This window comes from Azospirillum lipoferum 4B (assembly GCF_000283655.1).
Lineage (GTDB): Bacteria > Pseudomonadota > Alphaproteobacteria > Azospirillales > Azospirillaceae > Azospirillum > Azospirillum lipoferum_C.
The window spans coordinates 1,014,062-1,040,425 of the sequence record NC_016585.1 but is presented as its reverse complement, the minus strand read 5'-3'; the positions used below and the strand labels follow the sequence as shown (position 1 = coordinate 1,040,425).

General features: G+C 65.3%; 22 protein-coding genes, 1 tRNA gene, 1 rRNA gene, 1 pseudogene and 3 other annotated features. Of the genes and pseudogenes, 9 read left to right on the top strand and 16 right to left on the bottom strand.

Annotation, left to right across the window (positions count from 1 at the left end; all coding sequences use genetic code 11):
• Positions 1 to 1,596, top strand: a sequence feature (23S ribosomal RNA rRNA prediction is too short).
• 143 nt (positions 1,597 to 1,739) lie between these two features.
• Both rrf and AZOLI_RS18395 read left to right on the top strand, forming a co-directional pair.
• Positions 1,740 to 1,855: ribosomal RNA gene (gene rrf / locus AZOLI_RS18400) — 5S ribosomal RNA — on the top strand.
• Positions 1,856 to 1,936: 81 nt separating this feature from the next.
• Positions 1,937 to 2,013: transfer RNA gene (locus tag AZOLI_RS18395), tRNA-Met, on the top strand.
• On the opposite strand, the gene AZOLI_RS31320 is transcribed toward AZOLI_RS18395, so the two are convergent.
• The gene (locus AZOLI_RS31320) at positions 1,992 to 2,921 is read right to left on the bottom strand and encodes a recombinase zinc beta ribbon domain-containing protein (RefSeq protein WP_343206316.1); all 930 of its coding nucleotides are present in this window, start codon (positions 2,919 to 2,921) and stop codon (positions 1,992 to 1,994) included. The genes AZOLI_RS18395 and AZOLI_RS31320 overlap by 22 nt on opposite strands.
• Before the next feature lie 102 nt (positions 2,922 to 3,023).
• Here AZOLI_RS31320 and AZOLI_RS18375 point away from each other — a divergent pair.
• Both AZOLI_RS18375 and AZOLI_RS18370 read left to right on the top strand, forming a co-directional pair.
• A protein-coding gene (locus AZOLI_RS18375; RefSeq protein ID WP_085938479.1) for an IS3-like element ISAli4 family transposase occupies positions 3,024 to 4,255 on the top strand; the annotation gives its coding sequence in 2 pieces (ribosomal slippage) (positions 3,024 to 3,318 and positions 3,318 to 4,255; 1,233 coding nt in all).
• Positions 3,308 to 3,424 (top strand) — a sequence feature (AL1L pseudoknot). (Overlaps the previous gene by 117 nt.)
• Positions 4,141 to 5,145, top strand: a complete 1,005-nt coding sequence (locus tag AZOLI_RS18370) for an IS110 family transposase (protein WP_429725904.1) — start codon at positions 4,141 to 4,143, stop codon at positions 5,143 to 5,145. The genes AZOLI_RS18375 and AZOLI_RS18370 overlap by 115 nt, the downstream gene beginning before the upstream one ends.
• 271 nt (positions 5,146 to 5,416) lie before the next feature.
• Here AZOLI_RS18370 and AZOLI_RS18365 read toward each other — a convergent pair whose 3' ends face one another.
• Entirely contained in the window at positions 5,417 to 6,343 is a 927-nt protein-coding gene (locus tag AZOLI_RS18365) for a LysR substrate-binding domain-containing protein (RefSeq protein WP_014188661.1), read from the bottom strand.
• Positions 6,344 to 6,448: 105 nt separating this feature from the next.
• On the opposite strand from AZOLI_RS18365, the gene AZOLI_RS18360 reads away from it, so the two are divergent.
• From AZOLI_RS18360 to AZOLI_RS18345, 5 genes are all read left to right on the top strand, one after another.
• A complete protein-coding gene (locus tag AZOLI_RS18360; protein WP_014188660.1) occupies positions 6,449 to 7,936 on the top strand; it encodes a carboxylesterase/lipase family protein in 1,488 nt (495 codons plus the stop codon).
• Between the two features lie 289 nt (positions 7,937 to 8,225).
• The gene (locus tag AZOLI_RS18355; protein ID WP_014188659.1) at positions 8,226 to 9,353 is read left to right on the top strand and encodes an MFS transporter; all 1,128 of its coding nucleotides are present in this window, start codon (positions 8,226 to 8,228) and stop codon (positions 9,351 to 9,353) included.
• 240 nt (positions 9,354 to 9,593) lie between these two features.
• Positions 9,594 to 11,015: an alginate export family protein gene (locus AZOLI_RS18350; RefSeq protein WP_044551656.1), complete on the top strand. Its 1,422-nt coding sequence runs from the start codon at positions 9,594 to 9,596 to the stop codon at positions 11,013 to 11,015.
• Positions 11,016 to 11,318: 303 nt separating this feature from the next.
• Positions 11,319 to 11,516 carry a hypothetical protein gene (locus tag AZOLI_RS33825; protein ID WP_429725907.1) on the top strand — a complete coding sequence of 66 codons (198 nt, stop codon included), beginning with the start codon at positions 11,319 to 11,321 and terminating at the stop codon, positions 11,514 to 11,516.
• A gap of 48 nt (positions 11,517 to 11,564) precedes the next feature.
• The gene (locus tag AZOLI_RS18345) at positions 11,565 to 12,575 is read left to right on the top strand and encodes an AraC family transcriptional regulator (RefSeq protein WP_014188657.1); all 1,011 of its coding nucleotides are present in this window, start codon (positions 11,565 to 11,567) and stop codon (positions 12,573 to 12,575) included.
• A 13-nt stretch (positions 12,576 to 12,588) separates the two neighbouring features.
• On the opposite strand, the gene AZOLI_RS18340 is transcribed toward AZOLI_RS18345, so the two are convergent.
• From AZOLI_RS18340 to AZOLI_RS18275, 14 genes and pseudogenes are all read right to left on the bottom strand, one after another.
• A complete protein-coding gene (locus tag AZOLI_RS18340) occupies positions 12,589 to 13,371 on the bottom strand; it encodes an alpha/beta hydrolase (protein WP_014188656.1) in 783 nt (260 codons plus the stop codon).
• Positions 13,372 to 13,584: 213 nt separating this feature from the next.
• Positions 13,585 to 14,373 carry an IS21-like element ISAli13 family helper ATPase IstB gene (gene istB / locus AZOLI_RS18335; RefSeq protein ID WP_014188655.1) on the bottom strand — a complete coding sequence of 263 codons (789 nt, stop codon included), beginning with the start codon at positions 14,371 to 14,373 and terminating at the stop codon, positions 13,585 to 13,587.
• Positions 14,370 to 15,887: an IS21-like element ISAli13 family transposase gene (gene istA, locus AZOLI_RS18330; protein ID WP_044551654.1), complete on the bottom strand. Its 1,518-nt coding sequence runs from the start codon at positions 15,885 to 15,887 to the stop codon at positions 14,370 to 14,372. Before istA ends, istB begins: the two co-directional genes overlap by 4 nt.
• A gap of 196 nt (positions 15,888 to 16,083) precedes the next feature.
• Positions 16,084 to 16,281 carry a hypothetical protein gene (locus AZOLI_RS18325; protein WP_014188653.1) on the bottom strand — a complete coding sequence of 66 codons (198 nt, stop codon included), beginning with the start codon at positions 16,279 to 16,281 and terminating at the stop codon, positions 16,084 to 16,086.
• 220 nt (positions 16,282 to 16,501) lie between these two features.
• The gene (locus AZOLI_RS18320; RefSeq protein WP_014188652.1) at positions 16,502 to 17,203 is read right to left on the bottom strand and encodes an ABC transporter ATP-binding protein; all 702 of its coding nucleotides are present in this window, start codon (positions 17,201 to 17,203) and stop codon (positions 16,502 to 16,504) included.
• Positions 17,203 to 17,958: an ABC transporter ATP-binding protein gene (locus AZOLI_RS18315; protein ID WP_044551652.1), complete on the bottom strand. Its 756-nt coding sequence runs from the start codon at positions 17,956 to 17,958 to the stop codon at positions 17,203 to 17,205. Before AZOLI_RS18315 ends, AZOLI_RS18320 begins: the two co-directional genes overlap by 1 nt.
• Entirely contained in the window at positions 17,951 to 18,928 is a 978-nt protein-coding gene (locus AZOLI_RS18310) for a branched-chain amino acid ABC transporter permease (RefSeq protein WP_014188650.1), read from the bottom strand. Before AZOLI_RS18310 ends, AZOLI_RS18315 begins: the two co-directional genes overlap by 8 nt.
• Entirely contained in the window at positions 18,925 to 19,857 is a 933-nt protein-coding gene (locus AZOLI_RS18305) for a branched-chain amino acid ABC transporter permease (RefSeq protein WP_014188649.1), read from the bottom strand. The genes AZOLI_RS18310 and AZOLI_RS18305 overlap by 4 nt, the downstream gene beginning before the upstream one ends.
• A 24-nt stretch (positions 19,858 to 19,881) precedes the next feature.
• Positions 19,882 to 21,078, bottom strand: a complete 1,197-nt coding sequence (locus AZOLI_RS18300; protein WP_014188648.1) for an ABC transporter substrate-binding protein — start codon at positions 21,076 to 21,078, stop codon at positions 19,882 to 19,884.
• 160 nt (positions 21,079 to 21,238) lie between these two features.
• On the bottom strand, positions 21,239 to 22,492 hold the full coding sequence (locus AZOLI_RS18295) for an NAD(P)/FAD-dependent oxidoreductase (RefSeq protein WP_044551650.1): 1,254 nt from the start codon (positions 22,490 to 22,492) through the stop codon (positions 21,239 to 21,241).
• 20 nt (positions 22,493 to 22,512) lie between these two features.
• Complete coding sequence (andAb, locus tag AZOLI_RS18290) at positions 22,513 to 22,827, bottom strand: anthranilate 1,2-dioxygenase ferredoxin subunit AndAb (RefSeq protein WP_014188646.1); 315 nt, start codon at positions 22,825 to 22,827, stop codon at positions 22,513 to 22,515.
• 20 nt (positions 22,828 to 22,847) lie between these two features.
• A complete protein-coding gene (gene andAd / locus AZOLI_RS18285) occupies positions 22,848 to 23,321 on the bottom strand; it encodes an anthranilate 1,2-dioxygenase small subunit AndAd (RefSeq protein ID WP_014188645.1) in 474 nt (157 codons plus the stop codon).
• Between the two features lie 5 nt (positions 23,322 to 23,326).
• Positions 23,327 to 24,601 (bottom strand): anthranilate 1,2-dioxygenase large subunit AndAc, encoded by a 1,275-nt coding sequence (andAc, locus tag AZOLI_RS18280; RefSeq protein ID WP_014188644.1) that lies wholly within the window; start codon positions 24,599 to 24,601, stop codon positions 23,327 to 23,329.
• A 392-nt stretch (positions 24,602 to 24,993) separates the two neighbouring features.
• Positions 24,994 to 26,283 (bottom strand): annotated as a pseudogene (locus AZOLI_RS18275) (IS3 family transposase).
• Positions 25,883 to 25,999 (bottom strand) — a sequence feature (AL1L pseudoknot). Its footprint overlaps the pseudogene before it by 117 nt.
• Positions 26,284 to 26,364 lie beyond the last annotated feature (81 nt).

Sequence of the window (26,364 nt, the reverse complement as noted above, 5' to 3'; positions counted from 1 at the left end):
GGGTGTGATCTTCGATCACGCGGTAGCGGAGCGTTCCGTAAGCCTGCGAAGGGTGTCCGTGAGGCCGCCTGGAGGTATCGGAAGTGAGAATGCTGACATGAGTAGCGACAAACAGTGTGAGAAACACTGTCGCCGAAAGTCCAAGGGTTCCTGCGCAAGGTTAATCCACGCAGGGTGAGCCGGCCCCTAAGGCGAGGCCGAAAGGCGTAGTCGATGGGAACCAGGTTAATAGTCCTGGGCCTGGCGGAGGTGACGGATGGGAAAGCGTGTATGTCCTTATCGGATTGGACATGCTGTGGACCTGTTCCAGGAAATAGCCCCGCCATATAGACCGTACCCCAAACCGACACAGGTGGACTGGTAGAGTATACCCAGGCGCTTGAGAGAATGGTGTTGAAGGAACTCGGCAAATTGCCCTCGTAACTTCGGAAGAAGAGGGCCCCGTTGTGGCGCAAGCCATGGCGGGGGGCACAGACCAGGGGGTAGCGACTGTTTACTAAAAACACAGGGCTCTGCGAAGCCACACAAGGCGACGTATAGGGTCTGACGCCTGCCCGGTGCCGGAAGGTTAAGAGGAGAGGTGCAAGCCTTGAATTGAAGCCCCGGTAAACGGCGGCCGTAACTATAACGGTCCTAAGGTAGCGAAATTCCTTGTCGGGTAAGTTCCGACCTGCACGAATGGCGTAACGACTTCCCCGCTGTCTCCAACACCAACTCAGCGAAATTGAACTCTCCGTGAAGATGCGGAGTTCCCGCGGTCAGACGGAAAGACCCCGTGCACCTTTACTACAGCTTTGCAGTGGTGCTAGGGACTTCATGTGTAGGATAGGTGGGAGGCTTGGAAGCCTGGGCGCCAGCCCGGGTGGAGCCAACCTTGAAATACCACCCTTGAAGTCTCTGGCATCTAACCGTGGCCCGTGATCCGGGTCCGGGACCCTGCATGGCGGGTAGTTTGACTGGGGCGGTCGCCTCCCAAAGTGTAACGGAGGCGCGCGATGGTGGGCTCAGAGCGGTCGGAAATCGCTCGTCGAGTGCAATGGCATAAGCCCGCCTGACTGCAAGACTGACAAGTCGAGCAGAGACGAAAGTCGGCCATAGTGATCCGGTGGCTCCACGTGGACGGGCCATCGCTCAACGGATAAAAGGTACGCCGGGGATAACAGGCTGATGACTCCCAAGAGTCCATATCGACGGAGTCGTTTGGCACCTCGATGTCGGCTCATCACATCCTGGGGCTGGAGCAGGTCCCAAGGGTTCGGCTGTTCGCCGATTAAAGTGGTACGTGAGCTGGGTTTAGAACGTCGTGAGACAGTTCGGTCCCTATCTGCCGTGGGTGTCGGAGTTTTGCGAGGATCTGTCCCTAGTACGAGAGGACCGGGATGGACATACCTCTGGTGCACCGGTTGTCACGCCAGTGGCATGGCCGGGTAGCTAAGTATGGACGGGATAACCGCTGAAAGCATCTAAGCGGGAAACCCACCTCTAAACCAGAGCTCCCTTGAGAGCCGTGACAGACCATCACGTCGATAGGAGGCATGTGGACGGACAGCAATGTCTGAAGCTAAGCCTTACTAATCGCTCGATCGGCTTGATCTTACCCCACAAACCGCGCCATGCGCAGCAGCAAGCCTGCTTGACGGCCCTGCTTGACGCAACACCGCCAGTTCGATACATCCTCACCTCACTTGCACTGAACAGCGATACGCTTTGGGAAGAGCGTCGGTCTTGAGCCTTGGTGACCTGGTGGTCATGGCGAGGTGTCAAACACCCGATCCCATCCCGAACTCGGCCGTGAAAAGCCTCCGCGCCAATGGTACTGCGTCTTAAGACGTGGGAGAGTAGGTCGCCGCCAGGTCACTCAGGCTCAAGAGACGCCAAACACGAAGCATATACGCTGGCATCGTCACGACATCCATCGCCCCATATGACAGACATCCGCGGGGTGGAGCAGCCCGGTAGCTCGTCAGGCTCATAACCTGAAGGCCGCAGGTTCAAATCCTGCCCCCGCAACCAACGATGCTTGCGATCCTCGATCGCAGACAAGCCCGGTCTCCACACGGAGGCCGGGCTTCTTCGTATTCGCGGCGAAGCTTCGTATTCGCGGCGAAGCTCAGCATTGCCGCCAGATCGCCGCGCAGCACGATCGCCAATCCGTTGCCGTCCGGCTGCAGCGTGATCCGATCGACCAGGCCGCGGAGGATGTCCACCGCTTCCGCCTTGGTCTCCTCGGATTGCAGGCGCTCATGCAGTCTGGCGATGCGCTGCCGGTAGACCTCGGCCATGTTCGGATGCAGAAGGGGAGGGGGCTCGCTGGCGGTGGACAGCATGGCGATGAGTTCCGCTTTGCGCGTTTCCAGACGCCCGATCTTGTCCTTGAGCTGGATGCCGGGCACGCCATCGAGAATGGCCTGGATCGCCCGATCCAGTTCCCGCTGAACGCGTTCCAATTCTTTACGGTGACCGATGACGTTGGCGCTTTGCTCGATGCGCAGCCGGTTCATCTCGCGGGTGAACGCGTCGCAGAATTCCTTGAACAGTGCCGGGTCCATCAGATGGGTGCGCAGCCCGTTCAGCACCGACGCCTCCAGCGCGTCCCGTCGGATGTTCCGCAAGTTCCGGCAGGTACCCTTGTTGCGTGACGTCGAGCAGCCGAGCAGATTCTTCGAGATCATGCTGTAGCCACCACCGCAACAGCCACACTTCACCAGCCCCGCGAACAGATGTTTGGGGCGCCGACGATCATTCAGGGTCCCGTCTGGTTCCTCGCCCTTGGTTACGGTGAAGGCGAACGTCTTCTGCCGAGCCTTGACCGCGTCCCAGACCTCCTGATCGACGATGCGCAGTTCCGGGACCTCCTGGACCACCCATTCGCTCTCGGGATTGTGTCGAGACACCCGCTTGCCGGTGTTCGGATCCTTCACATAGCGAAGCCAGTTCCACACCAACCGGCCGACATACAGCTCGTTGTTCTGAACCGCCCCGGGTTTGTCGGAGGCCCCATTTCCTGAGAGGATGGGGTCCTCATGACGAAACAGGCATCACCCAAATACGCCCCTGAAGTGCGCGAGCGCGCGGTTCGGATGGTGTTCGAGCACGAAGGCGAGCATGCCTCGCAGTGGGCGGCGATCAGTTCGATCGCGGCGAAGATCGGCTGCACTCCGGAAACGCTGCGGGGCTGGGTCCGGCAGGCCGAGCGTGACCAGGGCAAGCGGCCGGGGCCGACAACGGACGAGCAGGAACGGATCAAGGCTTTGGAGCGTGAGGTGCGGGAGCTGCGCCAGGCGAATGAGATCCTACGCAAGGCGTCGGCGTATTTCGCCCAGGCGGAGCTCGACCGCCCGTTCAAGAAATGATCGCCTTCATCGACGCGCACCGCGCCGTTCACGGGGTCGAGCCGATCTGCCGAGTGCTGCCGATCGCCCCGTCCACCTATTACGCCCATGCCGCCCGACAGGCCGATCCGTCCAAGGCGCCGGCCCGTTCGCGAAGCGACGCAGTGCTGAGGGAGGCTATCCGGCGGGTCTGGGACGCGAACTTCCAGGTCTATGGGGTACGTAAAGTTTGGCGGCAGTTGCGGCGGGAGGGTATCGACGTGGCACGCTGCACAGTGGCTCGACTGATGAAGCAGATGGGCTTGAAAGGAGCGATGCGTGGCAAGGTGGTGCGCACCACGATCAGCGACCGGGCGGCGTCATGCCCTGCTGACCGGGTGAACCGCCAATTCCAGGCGCCACGCCCAAACGCCCTGTGGTTGGCCGATTTCACGTACGTATCGACATGGCAGGGCTTCGTCTACGTGGCCTTCGTCATCGACGCCTTCGCGCGCCGCATCGTGGGCTGGCGGGTGTCCAGCACAGCCCACGCCGGCTTCGTTCTGGATGCGCTCGAACAGGCACTTCACGACCGCCGACCGGCCAAGGGCAGCGGCCTCATCCATCACTCCGACAGGGGATCGCAATACGTTGCGATTCGCTACACCGAGCGTCTCACCGAAGCTGGGGTCGAGCCTTCCGTGGGCAGCGTTGGCGATTCCTACGATAACGCGTTGGCCGAGACCATCAACGGTCTCTACAAGACCGAGGTGATCCGGCGCCGCGGGCCATGGCGCACCTTGGAGGCTGTCGAGTTCGCCACTCTGGAATGGGTCGACTGGTTCAACCACCGGCGCCTCCTCGAACCCATCGGCAACATTCCTCCCGCCGAGGCCGAAGCGCGTTACTATGCCCAAACCGAGGACGTCGCCAGGGCGGCGTGACTCAACACAAATGGTCTCCGGGAAAACCGGCGCGGTTCACTTGTGGCACGGCGCACCATTGGGCTCGGGAGATTACGGCCTTGGGGCATACGGTGAATTTGATGCCGCCCGCCTATGTCAAGCCCTATGTGAAGCGCGGCAAGACGGATGCGGCGGACGCCGAGGCGATCTGCGAAGCGGTAACCCGGCCGACGATGCGGTTCGTCGCCATCAAGACGATCGACCAGCAGGCGGCTTTGATGCTGCACAAGACCCGCGATCTGCTGGTCCGGCAACGGACCATGCTGGTCAACGGGTTGCGCGGGCACCTCGCGGAATTCGGCATCATCGCGGCGAAAGGGCTTGGCGGGGTGAAGCCGATCATCGAGGCCCTGCATGAGGCACAGGATCAATTGCCGGAGCTGGCGCTGCACGGGATCGTTGAGCAACTTCGCCACCTCGGCACCGAGATCGAACGGCTGGAGGAGCGTATCCTGGCTTGGCATCGGGCCAGCGATGTCAGCCGACGCTTGGCGACCATTCCCGGGATCGGTCCGATCACCGCCAGTGCGATCGCGGCGGCTGTGCCGGACGGAACCTTGTTCCGATCCGGCCGCCAGTTCGCCGCGTGGCTTGGCCTGACGCCGAAAGCGCAGAGCAGCGGCGGCAAGGAGCGGCAGGTTGGCATCAGCAAGCAGGGCGACGGTTACCTCCGGCGCCTGCTCGTCGTCGGCGCCACAGCGGTCATGCGGTTGGCCCGCAAAGACAACGCCAGCCGAAGCTGGGCGACGAAGCTGTTGGAGCGCAAGCCGGCGAAGCTGGCCGCCGTAGCCTTGGCCAACAAAACTGCCCGCATCGCCTGGGCGGTGATGACACGCGGAAAAACCTACGAGGCGCCGGTCGCCGCGTAGTCGTTGTTCACCCGGCAAAGCGAGAGATTGCTCGGCGGGTGGATGTGCCAGGGTGGTGAGACGTGATGACGAACCGGCTGGGCCGGGGATCGATCAAACCCACGGGGACCAAGCGCCTTCGAGCGCGTTGAGGTGATTTGGGCTTCGATCCGCGGAATTCATCAAGGCCAGCAGCCACGGCTGCGAAAACAGGCCGGACACATGGATGCATCCTATCGGCCGTCACTACGGATTTCACTCTTGCACCGGAAGGGCCGTCCACCACATCACCTCACGACTTCGCGCCAGACAAGGGGGAAGGAGAAAGAATATCGGGGGAACGGAGCATGAGGAGATCGATGAACTGACGCGCCGCAACCGTCAGAGTGCGATTGTTCGGATAGATCGCATAGATGGTCACGGGCTGCGGAAACCAGTCCCCCAGGACCCGGACGAGATCGCCCGTCCCGATGTCCTTCAGGCACAGTGCCTCCGGCAGGGAGGCAATGCCGAGCCGCCGGTGCACGGCCTGCAGCAGCGCTGTCGGAAGCGTCGTGCTGAAGCGCGGTTCGAAGCGGACCGCCGTTGTCCGGTCGCCGCGCGTCAATGTCCAGACCCAGTCCGACGAGCGGCTGCCAAGTCCAAGACAACTCATGCTCTTCAGATCGGCAGGGTCGCCGGGATGCCCGTTTTCGGCAACAAACTCCCGATGGGCGACCAGAATATACGGCGAGGTCAGGATCTTCCGGGCGACCAGGGCGGCATCGGGCAGAGGCGTGAAGGAGGGGAAGATCACCAGATCCGCCTGCACCCCGCGCGGATCGAAGATCCCGAAGGATTCCTCCAGATGCAGACGTACGCCGGGCGCGGTCGCCAGGAACTCGGCCGCCAGCGTTTCGACCAGAACGGAGCCGAGGACGGGCGGACAGACCACATGCAGGAAACCGGTCGGGCTGTGGCGTGCCCGTTCCGCCATTACCAACAGCTTGTCCGCTTCCGACGCGATGGTCTTGCAGTGATCGAAGCATTCGACGCCGAAATTGGTCAGCGTGAACTGCCGCGTCCCACGGTGGAACAATTTCAGGCCGAGCCGCTCCTCCAACTCGCCGATGCGGCGGGCAAGCGTCGATTTCGGCATGCCCAGGCGCCTTCCCGCCGGGGAAAGCCCGCCGGCTTCGACCACGCATTTGAACAGATACATGTCGTCCAGACCGTGCATGTCCGTTCCATTTTTGGGACGTTAGTTCTCAAATATTAGCTCGAGCAAACTGTAAACAAAACGATATACTTTTCAAATCATCCAAACATCGTCAGGTGAAACGAGATGACCGCGATCGAAGATGTCGTGGCTACGACTCCCTTTGGCCGGCTGACCGGCAAGCGAATCGGCGGCGTTTCGTCGTTCAAGCGCGTTCCCTATGCGGCGCCGCCTGTGGGCGCCCGCCGCTTCGCATTGCCGGGCGAGCCGATCAGTTGGACGGGCATCCGCCCGGCCACAGCGCCCGGCCCGATTCCGCCGCAGCTGCCGTCCCGTCTCGACGACGTCATGGGCGCCTACCCGGCGGCCCAGAACGAAGACTGCTTGCATCTCGACATTTGGACGCCGCGGTCGCTCGACGACAAGGCACCGGTCCTGGTCTTCATCCATGGCGGCGGCTTCATGACCGGCGGTGGATCGCTGCCATGCTACGACGGTCAGCTCATCGCCGAGCGCAGCGGCCTGGTCGTCGTCACCATAACCTACCGTCTCGGCACGCTGGGGTTCCTGCCCATCGAAGGGCTGGCCGCGCCGAATCTGGGGCTGCATGACCAGATCGCCGCCCTTCGCTGGATCCGGCAGGCGATCGGCGCGTTCGGCGGCGACCCGGACCGCATCACCGTCGCCGGCCAGTCGGCGGGCGCCTACAGCATCGCCAGCCTGCTGGGCTTGCCTGTTGGACGTTCACTGTTCAACCAGGCGATCCTGATGAGCGCGCCGACCGGAATCAAGCTGCGCACACCGGAGGAGTGCAAGCCCATCGTCCAGGGCCTGCTCGAACTGCTCGGGCTGGAGCCGGGCCAGACCGCGGCGTTGCGCGACATTCCCATCGATACCCTGATCGAGGCCCAGGGCAAGCTGCTGCGGCGCCCGACGACGACTCCGGGCGACATCACACCGCCCTTCATGCCTGCCTATGACGGCGTGCTGATTCCCCGCGATCCCCTGGCGTCGGTCCGGGATGGCAGCGCCGGATGGTGCAGCACCGTCGTTGGCGTGACCCGTGAGGAATACGCCGCCTTCCATGCCGGCAACCCGATGCTGGCCGGCCTGACCGAGGAGCAACTGCTGGCGGCGATCGCCGGCCTGTATGGCGACCGGGCGGGCGCGGTGGTGTCGGCGGCGCGGACGGGACGCGTGCCGACGACGCCGCAGGCGCTGCTCAGCGACTTGCGCAGCGACGATACCTTCATCCAACCGAACATGGATTTCGCCGAAGCCCAACTTCGCCATTGCGCCCCGACGGGCGCCCGCACCTTCGTCTACCGCTTCGACTGGCAATCGCCCAATGCGGCGCTCGGCGCCTGCCATTGCCTGGACCTGCCCTTCCTGTTCGGGAATCTTGCCGTCTGGCAGGAGGCCGCCCCGATGCTGCACGGTGCGAACCGGGCGGAACTGGAGGACCTCTGCCGGCTGTTCCAGGGTGCTCTTCTGCGCTTCGCGGCGCAGGGGGATCCCAACGGCCCGGACACGCCGGCCTGGCCGTCGCATGATCGGGGCCGCGCGGTTCTGCATGTCGACCGGCGGATCTACGCCGCCGGACTGATCGGTTAGCACATCGCCGGGAGCGGTTCCATCCGCTCCCCTTCCCGAACGAATGCCCCGGCTGCCGGGAGGTTCGAGCGGCCTCCCCGCCCTTTGCACGATAAAAAACCAAGCACAAAGAAGCAGTACCAAACAAAATCAAAGGGCCTCGCGTGTCCTTGTCGGATCGACGGGGTTCCGAACAGAACAGGAGGCTTACGAGATGACTTCCAGCCAAGTTGCGGAAGGGAATGACGCAATTTCGTCCGGCAGGACGAGAAGCCTATATACTGTTGTAATCACCTGTTTCCTGATTGCGATGTTCGATGGTTTCGACATCAACGCGATCACCTTTACTGCTCCCGTTCTGGCCCGTGAATGGGGAATCGCACCGGCCCAGATGGCGCCGGTGTTCCTTGCCACCAGCGCCGGGGCCGTTCTCGGCTATATCGCCTGCGGTGCGCTGGTCGCGCGCTGGGGACAGCGGATGGTGGCAGCGACAAGCGTGCTGCTGTTCTCGCTGGGCACGCTGGCCACCATCACCGCCACCGACGTATTCACGATGAGCCTGCTACGCTTCGTCACTTCCATCGGACTGGGCGGGGCGCTGCCGGTGGCGGTTGCCACGGCGGCCGGCGTCATGCCGGAGCGTCACCGCGGCACGGCGGCCATCCTGGTGGCCACCGGCCTGTCGGCCGGCGGTGTCGTCGGGGGCGTTCTCGGCGCTCCGCTGATGGCGCATTTTGGATGGACCGCGATCTTCATCGTCGGCGGGCTCCTTCCCCTGCTGCTGGTGCCCGCCATTCTGCTGGTCCTCAGGAATGCCGAATCCGCCCCCAAAGGCGAGGGCGGCAAGCTGGTCCGCGAACTGTTCCGCCACGGATTGGCCGCCCGGACCATCCTGCTGTGGCTGTTCTCCTTCCTCGTCTTCATCGACGCCTACGCCCTGCTGTACTGGATCCCGTCGCTGCTGAGCGGCATGGGGATGCCCAGCGAACTGGCGCCCACCAGCACCGCAGTCTTCTCGATGGGTGGGTTGGTCGGCAACATCGCATTGACCCTGCTGATCTCCCGGCTCGGTGCACCGCTTACGCTGATGGTTGCGACGATCGTCGGTCTCGTCAGCATGGCTGCCTTCGGGCTGTTGCACGCACCGCTCGATCTGATGATGCCGCTCGTCTTCGGTATCGGTGCCGGCTCGATCCCGTGTTGCGTCGGCCAGAGCGCCCTGGCGGTCGCCTTCTATCCCGACCGTCTGCGGGCGGCCGGAATCGGCTGGGCGGCGGCGGTCGGACGGATCGGCTCGATCCTCGGTCCGGCGGTCGGCGGAGCGGCGCTTTCCCTTCAACTGGCCCCGCAGCAGATCATCCTGGCCGCCACGGTGCCCGTCTTCTGCGCCTTCCTTGTCCTGGTCGTGCTGGCGGGACGGGAGCGCCGGAGGGCCTGATCCTGTCCGCCGCCGCTGTCCCATCAAAGGGGCGGCGGGCAGGATACCGCCTCCGAAACCTCCATCGCAGTCGCGATTTTTCGTGATCGACGCAATGGCGCAAGCCGGGCGGCGCACGGCTCCACCTTGCCTTTTGTCCGGGAAGTACCGGGGGTCCTCAAAAAATACCCGGAGCCCAGCGAATGAAAAATTCATTCGTCAAAGAAAAATCTTCCTATCCTGAACAGGGAAATCAGAGAAATGACCAGAAAGAACTTGAGTCGTTCCAAGCTTTTCACATTGCTTCTGTTGTCTTCCAGCCTTCTCCTCTGTGGAAAGGCTGCCTTTGCCGCGGATCCCGCCGCTGCCCCGAAGGGCCCGGCCCCGATCCAGTTCATTCGCTATGAAGACGACCTGTCCTGGTACGCCGATCCGAAGAACCGCGAACTGTTCATCGACAAGCTCAAATACATACCGATTTCCGACAGCGGCTATATCAGTTTCGGTGGCGATCTCCGCACCCAATACGAGAACTACACACCGCCGAACTTCGGGATGCGCAATCTCGGCCGCAACGAATGGCTGGCGACCCGCGCCCTGTTCCACGTCGACATCAAGAGCGGCTTCGGGCCGCGGGCCTATATCGAGTTTGGCCGTGAGGAGATCGCGGGCAAGAAGGGGCCCTTTACCCCGAACGACGAAAGCAACCTCGATCTTCAGCAGGGGTTCATCGACCTGCCGGTTGCGGTCGGCGGCGGAACGGTGACGGCGCGCATCGGGCGGCAGGAGTTCTTCCTGGGATCGGGCCTGTTCCAGAGCCTGGCAGAGGGCGCCAACATCCGCAACGCCTTCGACGCCGCCCATGTCCTGTTCAAATACGGCAATGTCGAAGGCAGGGCTTTCTACGGCCATCCGCTCCGCCAATCCACCTACACGTTCGAGGATGCGCCAAATCTCGATCTCGACCATTACGGCCTGTATACGACGGTCAAATCGGTGCTGCCCGGCCTGAATGTCGACGGTTATTTCTTCGGATACGACCGCAAGGGCAACCGCTTCAACCAGGGAACCGCCGACGAGGAGCGGCGCACCGTGGGCACCCGCCTGTGGGGACGGTCTGGTCCCTGGGATTACAGCGGCGACTTCGCCTATCAGTTCGGTTCCTTCGGCAGCGGAAGCATCAGCGCCTGGGGATCGATGCTGTCCGGCGGCTACAGCTTCTCCGGTACACCCATGGCTCCGCGGCTGTCGGTCACTGCAATCGCGGCGTCGGGCGATCGGGATCCGGCGAAGCGGACGCTCAACACCTTCAACCCGATGTTCTCGCTGTCCCCGCTGCTTTCGGAATCGAACAGCTTCGTTCCGATGAACCTGATCAGCGTCTATCCGAAGGTCACGGTCAGGCCGCTGGACGGGCTGTCGATCTCGGCCGGTGTCAATGCGATGTGGCGCCAATCCAAGGGAGACGGCGTCTATACGGTGCCCACAGTGCTGGTGGCCAGAGGGGCGGCCTCCTCCAGCAGCTATGTCGGAGCGACGGCCGAGTTCGCGGCACTTTGGAACGTGAACCACTTTGTCTCGGTCAATGCCGCCTATACGCATTTCAAGGCGGGAGATGCCCTGAAGGAAGCGGGCGGAAAGAACTTCGACTATACCCGTGCCGGGCTTCTGCTCCATTTCTAGGCGCCGCCATCCCCGATCGCCTTCGGTCGGCCCGGCGGGCGGACTCTCCGCCGTCGACCGTTGGGTCGACCGATGCGAAACCGGACCTCCCACCGCTCTGTGCATACCTCGTGGGTATGGAAACAGGACTCAATCGGTTTTGGATCCCAACCATCGTTTCAAACGATAATCAGCAACAAAAACTCTCAAGCTGCACGAGCCCACCTGTCCGGGCGCACCGATTTGGGGATGTTCGCGTGACGGGAATCGAGCGGACCGAAACCGCGTTGCAGGACACGGTCGCCCGGCACCCGTTCCGCCCACATTCACGTCTTCGTCAGCGCCCCCGGTTCTCGCAAGCCGACGACGCAGATCGACATCAAGGTCGATGCGCCGATGGACGACGATTTCGTCTTCGACTTCCGTCCGGTCGAAGAACGACCCCCGCCTGTCCTGGCGGGGGCGTCCTCGTTTAAGACGCCGGCATCCGATAGGGGGACAGCCGGTATGGGATTTGCTTAGGGTCCGTATCGTTACGAAGATTGTCCAAAGCCAGAAGGATGCGCCGCCATGGACATGATTGCCGCCGACATGCCTGCCGCCCCATCGTCCTTCAATGCGCCATCTTTCAATGCCTCTGCGCTTCGGCTGTGCCGCATCTTCGAAACGTCGGATCTGGACGACGCCCGCGAACGGATCTCCAAGGTGATGCAGCCGCACAGCCTGATGGCCTGCGGCCGGCCGCAGGGCCACCAGACCTCGCACATGGATTTCATGGCGATGAAGGGCATGGGGATCGGCACGATCAAGTTCGGCCAGGCATCCATCGCGGTGCCGCCGCTGGATGATTACTATCTCGCCATTCTCTGCCTCAGCGGAGGTGCCGAAATCCGCATCGAGCGCGATACCTTCACCGTGGACCGTTTCAACGGCGTGCTCTGTTCACCGGGAAGCCCAATCGCTGGGCAATTTTCGCCCGATTGCGAGCAGCTGGTGCTGAAAATCGCACGCACCCGTCTGGCTGCCTTCAACGGGCCGCGACCGGTGCGGCTGGCGGCAAGGCTGGATCTGCGCAGCCCCCGGCTGACGCCGCTGCTGGTGGCGCTGCGCGGCGTGATCGGCGACCCGGCCACCGTGCGACTGATCCACAACGACCCGGTGGTCGCCGCCGAATATGAACAGCTGTTCCTGCGATTGCTGCTTGCCGGTCAGGACTGTGCGGAGACCGACGACCGGCCGCAAGGACCGCGGCCGGTCTCGGTTCATCGCGCCATCGCCTATCTGCGGGAAAATTCCACCGCCGCGATCACGCTGGCCGACATCGCCCAAGCGGCCGGCGTGCCGGAACGCACGCTGCACGACGCCTTCAAGCGCTTCGAAGGCGTCAGTCCGCTGCGCTATCTGCGCAACCTGCGCCTGGACGATGTCCATGCGCAGCTGCGCAGCGGAGGAGGCGAGGACGCCAGCGTGACGGTGATCGCGCTGAATGCCGGCTTCACCCATCTGAGCCGCTTCGCCCAGGACTATGCCGAGCGTTTCGGCGAGCGGCCGTCCGACACCCTGCGCCGGGGCTGTGCCTGACGGCGGGCGCCCGTCAGCCCTTGCCGGACATCAGCCGGAGCGCCGCCTTCGACAGGGAAGAGTTCGGGTCGTTCAGCAGATTCGGCACCTCGAAATGGTTACGGCCCTCCAGAAGGAAGCGCCCGGCGAGGTGGCCGGACGCATCCAGTGCGTCGGCGAACTGGATCGACTGGCGTTTGAATTCGGGGCTTTCCTTCTCGCCCCAGGCGACGACGACCGGGCAGGCGACGCGGTCCATCGCCCTGATCGGGCTGAGATCGTCGCGTTCGCGCCCGCTCACTTTGACGTAGGAGCTGCGGACCGACAGCAGGACCGGGTAAAGGTCGCACATGCCGCTCAGCACCAACCCGCCCTTCAACAGCGTCGGCGGGGCGCCGAGCGCCGCCCAGTCCGTCGTCAGCATCACGGCGGCCAGATGCCCGCCAGAGGAATGGCCGGCGACATGGATGCGGTCCGGGTCGCCGCCGAACCGTGCCGCGTTGCGCCACACCCAAAGCAATGCGCGGCGGCATTGATCGGCCATGCCGGGCAGGGTGTTGATCGGCAGATTGTCGAAATCGATGGCGACATAGATCGCGCCGTTGCCGACGAAGGTCATCGCCGGGGCCGAAACCGACAGTTTGGACAGGGCACGCCAGGCGCCGCCATGGATGAACACCATCACTGGCAGCCGGTCGGCGTTCGCCGGGGCGAAGACGTCCAGCGTTTCAGACGGGCGGTCGCCATAGCTGAAGGTTTCCGGCGGATGCGCGCGCCGGACGGCGGCGCTGCCGGTCTCGTAGCTGTAGAGCGTCAATTATGGTTGCCGATTTTCGGCAATTACGGTTGCCTGTGAAGGCTCCGCTGGGTAGTTTTCAATGGATAGCACAGAGCCATTGATATGGCAACAAGGCGGCGTTCACCGACATTTTTATAGTTGTCGCTGTTCGGATACTTGTGGCGCGGGTAATTGACGTTACGATCCTGAAACGTCAATTACCCGCCGTATGACGGGTTGTTTTGAGCGTTGTTACTTTGTGACGGCGGCCTCCTGCGTGAGTGGCGAGGCGGCACGCTCCACGGCGGTGCGTTTGCGGTAGCTCTCGCCGTTCATCTCCAGGATGACGGCGTGGTGGACAAGGCGGTCGATCGCGGCGACGCACATGGCGGGATCGGGGAAAACCTGATCCCACGTTGAAAAAGGCTGATTTGCCGTGATCAGAAGGCTGTGCCGCTCGTACCGATGGGCGATGAGTTCAAACAGTACGGATGTTTCCGCTTGGTCCTTGCGCACATACGAGAAGTCATCGAGGATCACCAGATCGAACTTGTCCAGTTTATCCAACATGGACTCCAAGTTCAAATCGCGCCGCGCCGCCTGAAGACGCTGGACCATATCGGTCGTACGGGTGAACAGGACGCGATAGCCGGCGTCGATGAGGGCACTGCCGAGGGCGGCTGCTGCGTGAGACTTGCCGGTGCCGCTGGGGCCGAAGGCCAAAACGTTGGAGCCGTTTTTGAGCCAGAGGTCGCCAGCGGCGAGCGCCTGGAGGCGCCCCTTGGACAGGCCGGGGGCGGCATCGAAGTCGAAGGTGGCGAAGGTCTTGCCGGCCGGCAGCGCGGATTGCTCGTGATGGCGCTGAATGCGCCGGGCGGTACGGTCGGCGACCTCCAACTCGAACAGCGTGGCCAGCAGGCGCGCCGCCGGCCAGCCCTCGCGATCGGCCGTTTCGGCATGGCGGGTCCAGTGCCGGGCGATGCTGGGCAAGCGCAGCGCGCTGAGCAGCACCGGCAGGGTGGCGGTGTTGGCATCGCTCATGCCGGGATCTCCCGAGTGGCGGCGGGCAGCAGGCGGTCGTAACCGGCCGGATCGGGCGGCGTGATGGCGACATCGGTCACCGTCGCCGGTTTGGGCCGGAGCGCCGCCGTCAACGCCTCCAGGTCGGGCAGATCGCCGGCCGCCAGAAGGTCCTCCAAGCGTTGGGCCAAGGCCGCTTCGCAGCCACCATCGGCGGCCAGAGCGAGCAGCCCAACCATGACGCGGCAGGCGCGGCGGGCTGGCAGTTCGGCATCGAGCGCTTCCCAGACCTGCCGGTACACCGGGCGGGGAAACAGGGCGTCGCGGTAGATCAGGTGGCGCAGGGCCTGCGGTTTGCGCTTGAGCGTCCCGATGACGTGGTGGAAGTCGATGACGTGCCCCCGGTGGTTGCCGCTGGCGCGGCCACGCTCCAGCGTGATCACGCTGGTGGCGCCCAGGAAGCCTTCCAGGCGGTCGTCGTGCAGGTGGATCTTGAGCTTCTGGCCGATCAAGCGGGACGGCACGGTGTAGAGCACCTTGTCGACGCTGATCGTGCTGTTGCGCGTCACGGGAACGGTGAGTGCGGCGAAGTCGGCGGTCCGGTGTTCGGGCAACGCGCCCAGCACCGCGCGTTCGGCGCTCACCAGGGCGCGCCGACGGGTGTTGTGGCGCTCGACGAGACGGGCGAGGAAGCCGCGGTAGTCGTCGAGGCTGGCGAAGTCGCGGCTGTGCCGCCGCAACAGGGCCTGGTCGATGCGCCGCTTGAGGTGGGCGTGGGAGACCTCGATGGAACCGTTCTCGTTGGCCACGCCCGGGTTGTTGCGGGTGCCCTCCATGCCGTAATGCCGGCACAGCTCGGTGTAGCGGCGGGTGAAATCCTCCTGGGCGTCGCGGTTGAGGTTCTTGAAGGCGGCGGACAACGAGTCGGTGCGGTGCTCCGCCGGGACGCCGCCCAGCCCCCACAGCGCCTCTTGCAGGCCCTCGGCGACGGCGGTGAAGCTCTCGCCGCCAAGGATGACGCGCACGTGCTCCCAGCCGCTGTAAGCGAGCCGGAAATGGTAGAGGCGATGGGGGAAGAGGGCGCCGGCGAGGGTCACGCCAAGGTCGTCGGCCACCGTGAAGTCCGACAGGGCCTGACGCCCTGGAGGGTGGCATTGGGGAAAGAAGACGTCCTGGTCGGGACCGTGCAGGGCCCGCCAGCGGGCAATCCGCCGTTCCAGGGTGCGCCGGACCCCGTCGGGCACGTCGTCGCCGCCGCTTTCCTCCTGGAGGGCCTCGAAGATGCTGACCGCCAGCAAGCCGGGGGTTTCCTTCAGCATCTCCTCGACCCGGGGCCAGACGGCGAGCAGCGGATCCTTGCGGGTGCGCCAGGTTCGCTTGGCCTTGCGTTGGGAGGGCGGGCGCGGGTCGTTGTCGATGGCGCGGGCGGAGCGCTCGCTGATGTCGGCCTTGGCGGCCGCGACCGCCTGGGTGTGCGTCTTGCGGAGGGTCATGTAACGTTGGACCTGCTTGTCGGTGTGGTGGGTTCCAGGCATCGCTGACCGTTTCGTGTGGTGACGAACACGATCGCGATACCACTCCCAGCGCCGCCAAGCCGGCGGCGGACACCGTCACGGATGTCCGCCAGACCGCCACCCGGCTGGGCCGGTCTCTGGTCGGGGCTCCGCCCCTCCCGCCGACCGGCCCAGCCGGGTCCTCACCGGCAAAGATAGTTGCCGCTAACCGGCAAACCTAATCGTCGCGCCGCACGTAGCCGTCGATCACCTCCTTGGCATTGGGCGCCCAGACGGTCTGGGTATAGGCGGCGTCCAGCTGCTCCTGCGTGTAATCGAGAAAGACGGTGGGGGCGTCGACGGCCCAAGCCGTGACCGGCAGGGCGCCGACAGCCAGCGTCGTGGCGCCGGCTCTCAGAAAGCCGCGTCTGTTCATGTTGAATCATCTGTGCGAAGTCGCGGAAGGGAAGGAGGAACGTCACATTCTCTCGGGCGGCAGGCATGGCCATCCGGCCGCTTGCCTTCGCAGGCACCCGTCTGGGGAGGACCCCGCAACCGCCCTTGGCCGGTCCTTGGGCGGCCCTTGTGCGGCCTTTGGGCGGCCCGTGCCGTCGAAGCTTTCGATCCCGTCAGGTCAGGATCGAAAGCCGCAGGTATCAGATGTGCAGGTAGGTTTCGTGAATGTCGGTTGCGCGGCCCAACTCCGCGCTGGTGCCGCTCCACACCGTGCGGCCCTTCTCGATCACCGCGCAGGCGTCGGCGAGGCGCAGCACCGCCGACAGGTTCTTGTCCACCAGAAGGATGGACTGGCCCTCGCGCTTCAGCGTTTCCAGCACCGCCCAGATCTCGGCGCGGATCACCGGAGCCAGCCCTTCGGTGGCCTCGTCCAGGATCAGCAGGCGCGGGTTGGTCATCAGCGCCCGGCCGATCGCCAGCATCTGCTGCTCGCCGCCCGACAGGCGGTTGCCCAGGTTGCGGCGGCGTTCGCGCAGGCGGGGAAACAGCTCCCAGACCGCCTCCAGCGTCCAGCGCGCCGGCTCCCCGTCGCGGATTGCGGCGGTGGCGACGAGGTTCTCCTCGACCGTCAGGGTCGGGAAGATCTGGCGGCCTTCCGGCACCAGCCCGACGCCGAGCCGCGCCACCCGGTGCGGCGGCAAGCGGTCGATGCCCCGGCCGTCGAAGCTGACCCCGCCGCCCCAGCGCGGGATCAGCCCCATGACGGCGGAGATGGTCGTGGTCTTGCCCATGCCGTTGCGCCCCATCAGCGCCAGCACCTGCCCGGCCTCGATGGAGAGCGACACGTCGAACAGCACCTGGCTCTGGCCGTAGCCCGCCGTGAGATTGTCGATCTTCAGCATCACGCCAACGCGTCCTCTCCAAGATAGGCCGTGCGGACTTCTGGATGGCCGCGGATCTCGTCCACCGTGCCGGTGACGATCACCCGGCCATAGACCAGGACGGAAATGCGGTCGGCCAGGGCGAACACCGCCTGCATGTCGTGCTCGACCAGCAGGATGCCGTAGCGGCTGCGCAGGTCGCGCAGGATGCCGATCAGCCGTTCGGTCTCCTCCGGCCCGGCCCCGGCCAGCGGCTCGTCGAGCAGCAGCAGGCGGGGGTTCATCGCGATGGCGATGGCGAGTTCGAGCTGGCGCTTCTCGCCATGCGACAGGGCGGCGGCGTTGCGGTCGGCGACCCGCCCCAGCCCGACGGTGTCCAGCGCCGCCCGCGCCTCCCCGTTCAGCGCGGCCTCGCCGGCGACCGGGCGCAGGAAGCGGAAGGAGGAACCGCTGCGCGCCTGCACCGCCAGCGCCACATTCTCCAGCGCGGTGAATCCCGGCACGATGCTGGTGATCTGGAAGCTGCGGGCCAGCCCCAGCCGGGCGCGCCGCTCGAACGGCAGGGCGGTCACATCCCGCCCGGCGAAGCGGATCGTGCCGCGGTCCGGGCGCAGGGTGCCGCTGATCTGGTGGATGAGGGTGGTCTTGCCCGCACCATTCGGACCGATGATCGCATGGATCTCGCCCGGCAGGACGGTCAGCGACACGTCGGAGGTCACGGTCAGCGCGGCGAAATTCTTGCTCAGGCCGCGCAACTCCAGCAACGGATCAGGCATCGGCATTCCTCCGTTTGGGCGAGGCGAACCGGAAGGCGGCACGCAGGCGCGGCGGAGCTCCGATCAGCCCGTCCGGCAGGAACAGCACCGACAGCACCAGCAGCGGCCCGAACACCAGCCGCCAATAGACCAGCAGGTGCGACAGCGATTCCTCCAGCAGCACGATGGCCAGCGCCCCCAGGATCGCCCCGCCGATCTGGCCGACGCCGCCCAGAATGACCATGAACAGCAGCTCGCCGGACCGTGTCCAGGACAGCAGGGCGGGCGACACGAACTCCGACGCGTTGGCCAGCAGGGCGCCGGCCAGACCGCCGACCGCCCCCGCCATCACATAGGCGACCAGACGGTAGGGGTAGGGCTGGAACCCCACCGCCAGCGCCCGCTGTGGATTCTCCCGTGCCGCCCGCAGCACCCGGCCGAACCGGCTGCCCAGCAGCAGGGTTCCCCCCACCCACACCAGGGCCAGCAGGCCCAGGCAGAGGAAATGGAAGGCCAGCCGGTTGTCCATGATCCGCGTCCCCAGCCATTCGGTGCGGGCATACAGCGTATAGCCGTCATCGCCGCCCAGGCTGGAGAAGGAGGAGGTGGTGAAGAAGGCCATCTGGCCGAAGGCCAGCGTGATCATGATGAAATGCACGCCGCTGGTGCGCAGCGACACCGCTCCCGTCACGAGCGCGTAGGCGGCGGCAGCGGCGATGGCGGCGGGAAAGACGATCAGCCCCTCGCTGACCCCGGCGGCGTCGAAGGCGACCACCGCGTAGGCGCCGATCCCCATCGTCGCGGCGTGGCCCAGGCTGACCAGCCCGGCGCCGCCGACCAGCAGCGACAGGCTGACCGCCGCCATGCCCAGGATCATCGCGCGGGCCAGCAGGCCGAGCGCGAAGCCGTCGCCGAAGCCCAGGAAGGGGGCCGCCGCCAGCGCCAGCAGCGTGACCAGCGCCAGCGCGTGTTTGCGAAGTGGTGCCGTCATGCCGCGCGCCCTCCCGGAAACAGCCCGGCCGGCCGGAAGAACAGGATGGCGGCCATGACGATGTAGACCAGCATGGAGGCCAGCGCCGCCCCGGTCTGCCGGGCCGACGACGGGTCGAGAACCAGCCGCAGCAGGTCCGGCAGCATCGCCCGCCCGACGCTGTCGAGCAGCCCGACCAGCAGGGCGGCGATGAAAGCACCGCGGATCGAACCGACGCCGCCGATGACGATCACGACGAAGCACAGGATCAGCACTGTGTCGCCCATGCCCGGCGCCACCGGAAAGATCGGACTGGCCAGCGCCCCGGCGAAGCCCGCCAGCATCGCGCCGAAGGCGAACACGACGGTGAACAGGCGGCGGATGTCCACCCCAAGCGCCGACACTATGGCGGGATGGGTCGCCCCCGCCCGCACCAGCATGCCGGCCCGCGTCCGCTCCACCAGGAACCACAACAGCAGCGGAACCACGATGCCGATGCCGATGATGACCAGCCGGTAGGTCGGATAGATCAGCCCGGCAACGATCTCCACCCCGCCCATCGGGCCGCCGGTCAGCCCCGACGGCTCCAGCACGGTCTGCGGGGCGCTGCCCCACAGTGCCCGCGTCGCCTCATCCACCGTCAGGATCACCCCGAAAGTGGCGAGCACCTGGCTCAGATGGTCGCGGCGGTAGAGATGGCGGAACACCAGCCATTCCAAAGCCAGCCCGACCAGCAGCGCCACCGGCAGCGACAGCAGCGCCCCCAGCCAGAAGCTGCCGGTCCACACCCCCAGCGTGGCGGCGACATAGGCGCCCAGCATGTACTGGACGCCATGGGCCAGATTGATCAGATCCATGACGCCGAACACCAGACTGAGTCCGGCTGCCACCAGGAACAGCAATACCCCGAATTGCAGGCCGTTCAACGCCTGCACCAGAAGCATGGACATCGCGAAAGCCCCTCCGTCAGCCCGTCAGCCCATCTTGCAGGAGGCGGCATAGCTGTCGGCGTCGGCGGTCAGCACCTTGCGCACGGTTTCCGTCTGGAACTTGCCGTCGGGGCGCTTGGCCACCTTGCACAGCCAGAAATCCTGGATCGGGAAATGGTTGGGACCCAGGCGCAGCGCGCCGCGCACCGACGGGAAATCGCCGGCCTCCAGCGCCGTGCGCAGAGCCGCCTTGTTGGCGACGTCGCCGTTGGTCCGGCGGATCGCCGCGTCCAGCATATGGGCGGCGTCATAGGCGTGGGCGGCGAAGTTGGACGGGACATAGCCGTAGGCGGCCTCGAACTCCTGCACGAAGCGGCGGCTCTGCGGGTTGTCGAAGTTGGGCGCCCAGGTGGCGGCGGTGTAGAAGTCGAGCGCCGCGTCGCCCTGCGCCGGCAGGGTCGATTCATCGACGGTGAAGGTGGACAGGAAGGGGATGTTGGCCAGACCGGCCTGCCGGTACTGCCGCACCAGATTGACGCCGAGCGCGCCGGGCATGAAGGTGAAGACGGCGTCCGGCTTGGCGGCGGCGATCTTGGTGACTTCGGTCGAGAAGTCGAGCTGGCTCAGCGGCACATAGATCTCGTCCACCACCTCGCCCTTGTAGCGGCTGCGGAATCCGGCCACCGCGTCCTTGCCGGCCTGATAGTTCGGCACCAGGATGAACACGCGCTTGTAGCCCATATCCTGCGCCGCCTGCCCCATCGTCGCATGCGGCTGGTCGTTCTGATAGGCGCTGCTGAACAGGAAGGGGCTGCATCCCTTGCCGGCGAGGGTGGAAGGGCCGGCGTTGGCGGTGATCAGGAAGGTGTTGCTCTCCGTCACCGGGCGGACGATGGCCTGCAGCATGTTGCTGAACACGACGCCGACGACGAAATCGACCTTGTCGCGCTCCAGCGCGGCGCGGACCTTGGACACCGCCACGTCGGGCTTCAACTCGTCGTCGATCACCAGGGTCTCGACCGCCCGGCCACCCAGCTGGTTGTTCAGGCGCGTCACCCCGGCCAGCCAGCCGTCGCGCAGATGGGTGCCCAGCGTTGCCCCCGGCCCGGACAGCGTGCCGACGAAGGCGACCTTCACCGCTTGGTTCTGCGCCCGCGCGATGGAGGGCGCGAATGCGAATCCCCCGGTGGCGGCGAGGGTTGCGGTTGCTGCGGTCGTGGTGAGAAAGCTGCGACGGTTCATCATGATTTTCCCTGTTCTTGAAGTGTTGGGAGCATACGCCCGCAATCCGGCTTTTGGCATCCGTGTCTCTGCGGTGCACCGGTTGTCTGTGGCGGGCGTCGAACTGTCCAGACCCGGAACCCGTTTCTTCGAAACTCGATTCCGGGTCCGCGGATCGGCGTCATTCCGTCGTGACGTTCGCGCGGTTCGGCAGCCGCTGGACCGGCGTCGCCGTGTCGGCCCAGCCATCCGGCAGCGGGGCGCGGCCGTCCTCCAGCATCTTGCGCAGCACACGCAGATCGCGGGCGGCGTTGACGGCCACTGCGCCGGTGACGATCCCGGCTTGGTCCAGCATCAGCCAGCAACCGCTGCCGGCCTCCGGCTTGCCGCGGGCGACCGCGCGGGTGCCGAGGCCCGGCAATCCCAGCATCTGCACGTTCACGCCATACTGATCGGACCAGAACCACGGGATGTCGGCATAGACGCCGGTCCCGCCCAGGGCCGCCCTGGCGGCGACGATGGCCTGATTCTGGGCGTTCGCCCAGGATTCCAGCCGCAGCGACTCCCCGGCGAAGGCGTTCGGGTGGCGGGCGACGTCGCCCGCGGCGAAGATGCGCGGGTCGGAGGTCCGCCCCTGGGCGTCGACGACGATGCCATCGTCGAGCGCCAGCCCCATCGCCGCGGCCAGCCCGACCTCCGGCTCGATGCCGATGCCGAGCAGCAGATGGTCGGCCTCCAGCCGGTCGCCGTCGGCCAGCGTGACGGCGACTCCATCGGCCGTGCCGGTGACGCCGGCGATACCGGCACCGGTGACCATGCGCACACCATGGCTTGCATGCAGGGCGTGCAGCCAGTCGGACACGACGGGGGGCATGGTTCGGGCGCACAGCCGGGGAGCCGCCTCCACCACCGTCACCCCGACCCCCAGCGCGCGGGCCGTCGCTGCCACCTCCAGCCCGATCCAGCCGCCGCCAAGCACCAGCAGGCGTTTCGCGCCGCTCAACGCGCTGCGCAGACGTTCGGAGTCCGCCAGCGTGCGCAGGGTGTGGATCCGGTCGGCCGGCAGGGTCTCCAGCCCGGCAATCCGCCGCGCCCGCCCGCCGGTCGCCAGGAACAGCGTGTCGTACGCGACGCTCCTGCCGTCGGCGGTGGTGACGATCCGCGCCTCCCGGTCCACCGTCACCACGCGCTGGCCGAGCCAGCATTCGATGCGGGCCTCCCCGGCCAGCGTCGGAGTCAGCAGCGTGATCGCCTCGGCGCTGCCGGTCCCCTGAAGGAACTCCTTCGACAGGGCCGGCCGCTCGTAGGGCCAGTGCCGCTCCTCGCCGATCAGCACCAAGCGTCCGGCGAACCCCTCGGTCCGCAGGGTTCTGGCGATCCAGGCCGCGGCCTGACCGCCGCCGACCACAACACAGGTCGTTTCGCTTTCGGGCATCGCGGTCACGGGGGCCTCCCTCAGCGGTCCAGTGCGATTTCGACCCGGCCGCCGACCACCCGCACGGGATAGCTGCGCACCGGTTCGGTGATCGGGGCGGAGCAGGGGGCACCGCTGCGGATGTCGATCAGCCCCTGATGCAGCGGGCATTCGACACAGCCATTCTCGACGAAGCCGTCGGACAGCCGGACCGCCCCGTGAGAGCAGAGATCGTGCAGGGCGAAGAAGGCGCCCTCCTGCCGGAACAGGGCGACCGGCACGCCGGCGATGCTGAGCGCCATCACCTCGTCGTCGCCCAACACGTCGGTGGCGGCAGCGTCGTGCCATTCGGTCATGCTCGTTGTCTCCTCGGCACTCAGATCGGGTAGGCCAGCAGGGTCTGCACCCGGCTGGTGTCGTAGATGCAGCGCTTGGCCTTGAAGCGCAGCCCTTCAGCCGTGCGCACCACATGGTCGATGTAGCGTCCGGCCTGATAGACTGTCGATTCCCCGGCCGCCGAGGTGTTGATCACCACATAGCTGGTCTGGCAGAGATAGCCGTCCGCCCCGTCGCTCTTCCATTCCAGGCCGGACAGGCAATGGCGGTAGATCGGCTGTTCGAAGATGTTGGCGTTGCGCATCGCCACCACGCGGTCGCGCAGCATGCGGGCGTTGTCGCAATGCATGATCGGTGCCGGCAGCCCCTGATCCTCGTTCTCCTTCGAGATGATCTGGTACAGGCAATCCTCGGTGAACAGCGTCGGCCATTCCTCCATCCGGTCGTTGTCGATGATGGAGACGTAGCGGTCCTGGAGCGCGCTCAGCTCCAGGCGGATCATCAGGTCGTTCATGCCGGTCACTCCGCCGCGACGGTGGGCGTTTCGAAGCCCATCAATTTCTGATAGCCGACCCAGAAGCGGCGGATCAGGTTCTCGGTGATCAGGGTGTTCTGTTCGTCCGGGGTGGAGCGGGCCATCTCGATGACCGAGGTCTTGTCGCCGTCGCGCACCGTGCCGCGCTGCACCAGCTCGGTCGCCTCGGTGTCCTCCATCGAGATGTAGCCGGCCGGGCCGACCAGATTGGCCTGCTTGATGCGGAGCGCGCGCAGCTCCGGCGTGTCGTCCTCATAGCCGAAGAAATGGAAGACCAGCTCGAAATGATCCGGCCCCTTGGGCAGCAGTTGGCGGGCGACCAGGGTGTTGTGGATCTGCTGGATCACCAGCTGGGGAAATATCGGCTGGATGTGGTTGGTGGTGATCTCCTCGAATTCCGGCTCCAGCGCCAGCAGCGAGTCGTCCTCCAGATGGAAGCCCTCGTCGTAGGAGCGGATCTTCTGGTCCTTGTAGTCGGCCGAGTTCACGTCCTCCTCGCTTTTCGACACATAGATGATGCTGTGCAGCCCATGGCTGGCGTCGGGGATGCAGCGCGCCTTCATGCCGACGCGGAAGATGTTGAAGGTGGTGTGGAACAGGTGCAGCAGGCTGGCATGGTAGGGGTCCTTGACATTCTCAAGGTACAGCTTCCAGTTGCTGTCCGAATATTGCCGGGTGCATCCGAGATAGACCACCGGTTTGGAAAAGATGCGGTCGACGAAGGGACGCATCTCCGGGCCGATGTAATCGGCCAGCGGGCCTACCGTGTCGCTGAAGCTGGCGAAGACCAGCCCGCGATAGCTTTCGACCCGCAGCCGATGCAGGCTGTGCTTGGACGGATCGAAGTCCTTCGGCATCCCGGTGGTGCCCTTCTGGCCGCGCCGGAAGGGAACGCCTTGCAGATTGCCCGCCGCGCCGAAGCTCCACTGGTGATAGACGCAGCTGTGCGACAGCGCGTTGCCGCGGGCCTTGCGGCAGACCATGGCGCCACGGTGGGAGCAGCGGTTGACCCAGGCGGCGAGCGTGCCGTCCTCGGTCCGCGTCATCACCACCGGCGTGTCGCCGACGAAGCTGCTCTTGTAATCGCCCGGATTGGGGATTTCCGCTTCCAGGCCGAGGAAATTCCAGGTCGGGCCGCGATAGATGCGCTCCTGTTCCAGCGCATAGATTTCTTGCGAACTGAACACCGTGTAGGGCACACGGGACCCGTCGGGATTTGGGAACACTGCAAGCTGGCTTTCGGCGCTTGGTTCAGTCATCGAGCTTTTCCTTTGACCATGGATGGCGTTCCGCCTCTGACCATGGATGGCCATGGGGTCGACCAACCTTCCAGACCGGCAAAGCTTGGCAGATGATCGGCGCGCCGCACTATCCGCTGGGCGCATGCGCGTTCCGCCAATATCCGGAAAGCGCAACAATCGGAACATCACAAATCCACATTATTTTTGAAGCTTTACAGGGTGCCAGCCTAGGGTCTGTTGACATTCACCGTATTGCCAAGACGGTAGCGACGAGGTTGATGGCAGCGGCGTATGACCTTCCCCCGGGAGAAAGGACACCGGGTTACGCGGCTCGAAGCTCGGCTTGGTCCGGAGGGTCGTGTCCCACGAGGTGAACCGCGCCGGGTTTGTCGGGGGCCATTTGGCTTGAGTCACGCCGCGATGGCGACGTCCTCGGTTTGAGCATAATAGCGCGCTTCGGCCTCGGCGGGAGGAATGTTGCCGATGGGTTCGAGCAGGTGCCGGTGGTTGAACCAGTCCATCCATTCCAGGGTAGCGAACTCGACGGCCTCCAGTGTGCGCCATGGGCCGCGGCGTCGGATCACCTCGGTCTTGTAGAGGCCGTTGATGGTCTCGGCCAAGGCGTTGTCGTAGGAATCGCCGACGCTGCCCACGGAGGGTTCGACGCCGGCGTCGGTCAGGCGCTCGGTGTACTTGATCGCAACATATTGCGATCCGCGATCGCTGTGGTGGATGAGGCCGCTGCCCTTGGCGGGCCGGCGGTCGTGGAGTGCCTGTTCGAGCGCGTCCAGAACGAAGCCGGCATGGGCTGTACTGGACACCCGCCAGCCCACGATCCGACGGGCGAAGGTGTCGATGACGAAGGCGACATAGACGAAGCCCTGCCATGTGGCCACATACGTGAAATCCGCCACCCACAAGGCATTCGGGCGGGGCGCCTGGAACTGGCGGTTCACCCGGTCCTGCGGCTTTCGCGGTTCCGTTCGGAACCGCTGCCGCCGCAAGGGGACAGGGCGCCGCCCGGTCGCTGATCGTGGTGCGCACCGCCTTGCCGCGTGTCGCGCCCTTCAGGCCCATTTGGTTAATCAGCCGGGCCACCGTGCAGCGCGCCACGTCGACGCCCTCCCGCCGCAACTGCCGCCAGACTTTCCTCACCCCGTAGACCTGGAAGTTCTCATTCCAGACCCGCCGGATAGCCAAACTCAGCTCCGCGTCGCTTCGCGAGCGGGCCGGCGCCTTGGCCGGATCGGCCGGATCGGCCGGATCGGCCGTCCGGGCGGCATGGACGTAGTAGGTGGACGGGGCGATCGGCAGCACCTTGCAGATCGGCTCGACCCCGTGGACGGCGCGATGCGCGTCGATGAAGGCGATCATTTCCGAAACGGGCGGTCGAGCTCCGCCTGGGCGAAATACGCCGACGCCTTACGAAGGATCTCGTTCGCCTGGCGCAGTTCCCGGACCTCACGTTCCAGTGCCTTGATCCGCTCCTGTTCGTCCCTGCTCGGCCCCGGCCGCTTGCCCTGGTCACGCTCGGCCTGCCGGACCCAGTTCCGCAGCGTCTCGGGATTGCAGCCGATCTTCGCCGCGATCGAGCTGATCGCCGCCCACTGCGAGGCATGCTCGCCTTCGTGCTCGAACACCATCCGAACCGCGCGCTCGCGCACTTCAGGGGCGTATTTGGGTGATGCCTGTTTCGTCATGAGGACCCCATCCTCTCAGGAAATGGGGCCTCCGGAAAACCCGGTGCGATTCAGTCATGAAGGTCACCGCAACTACGCTGG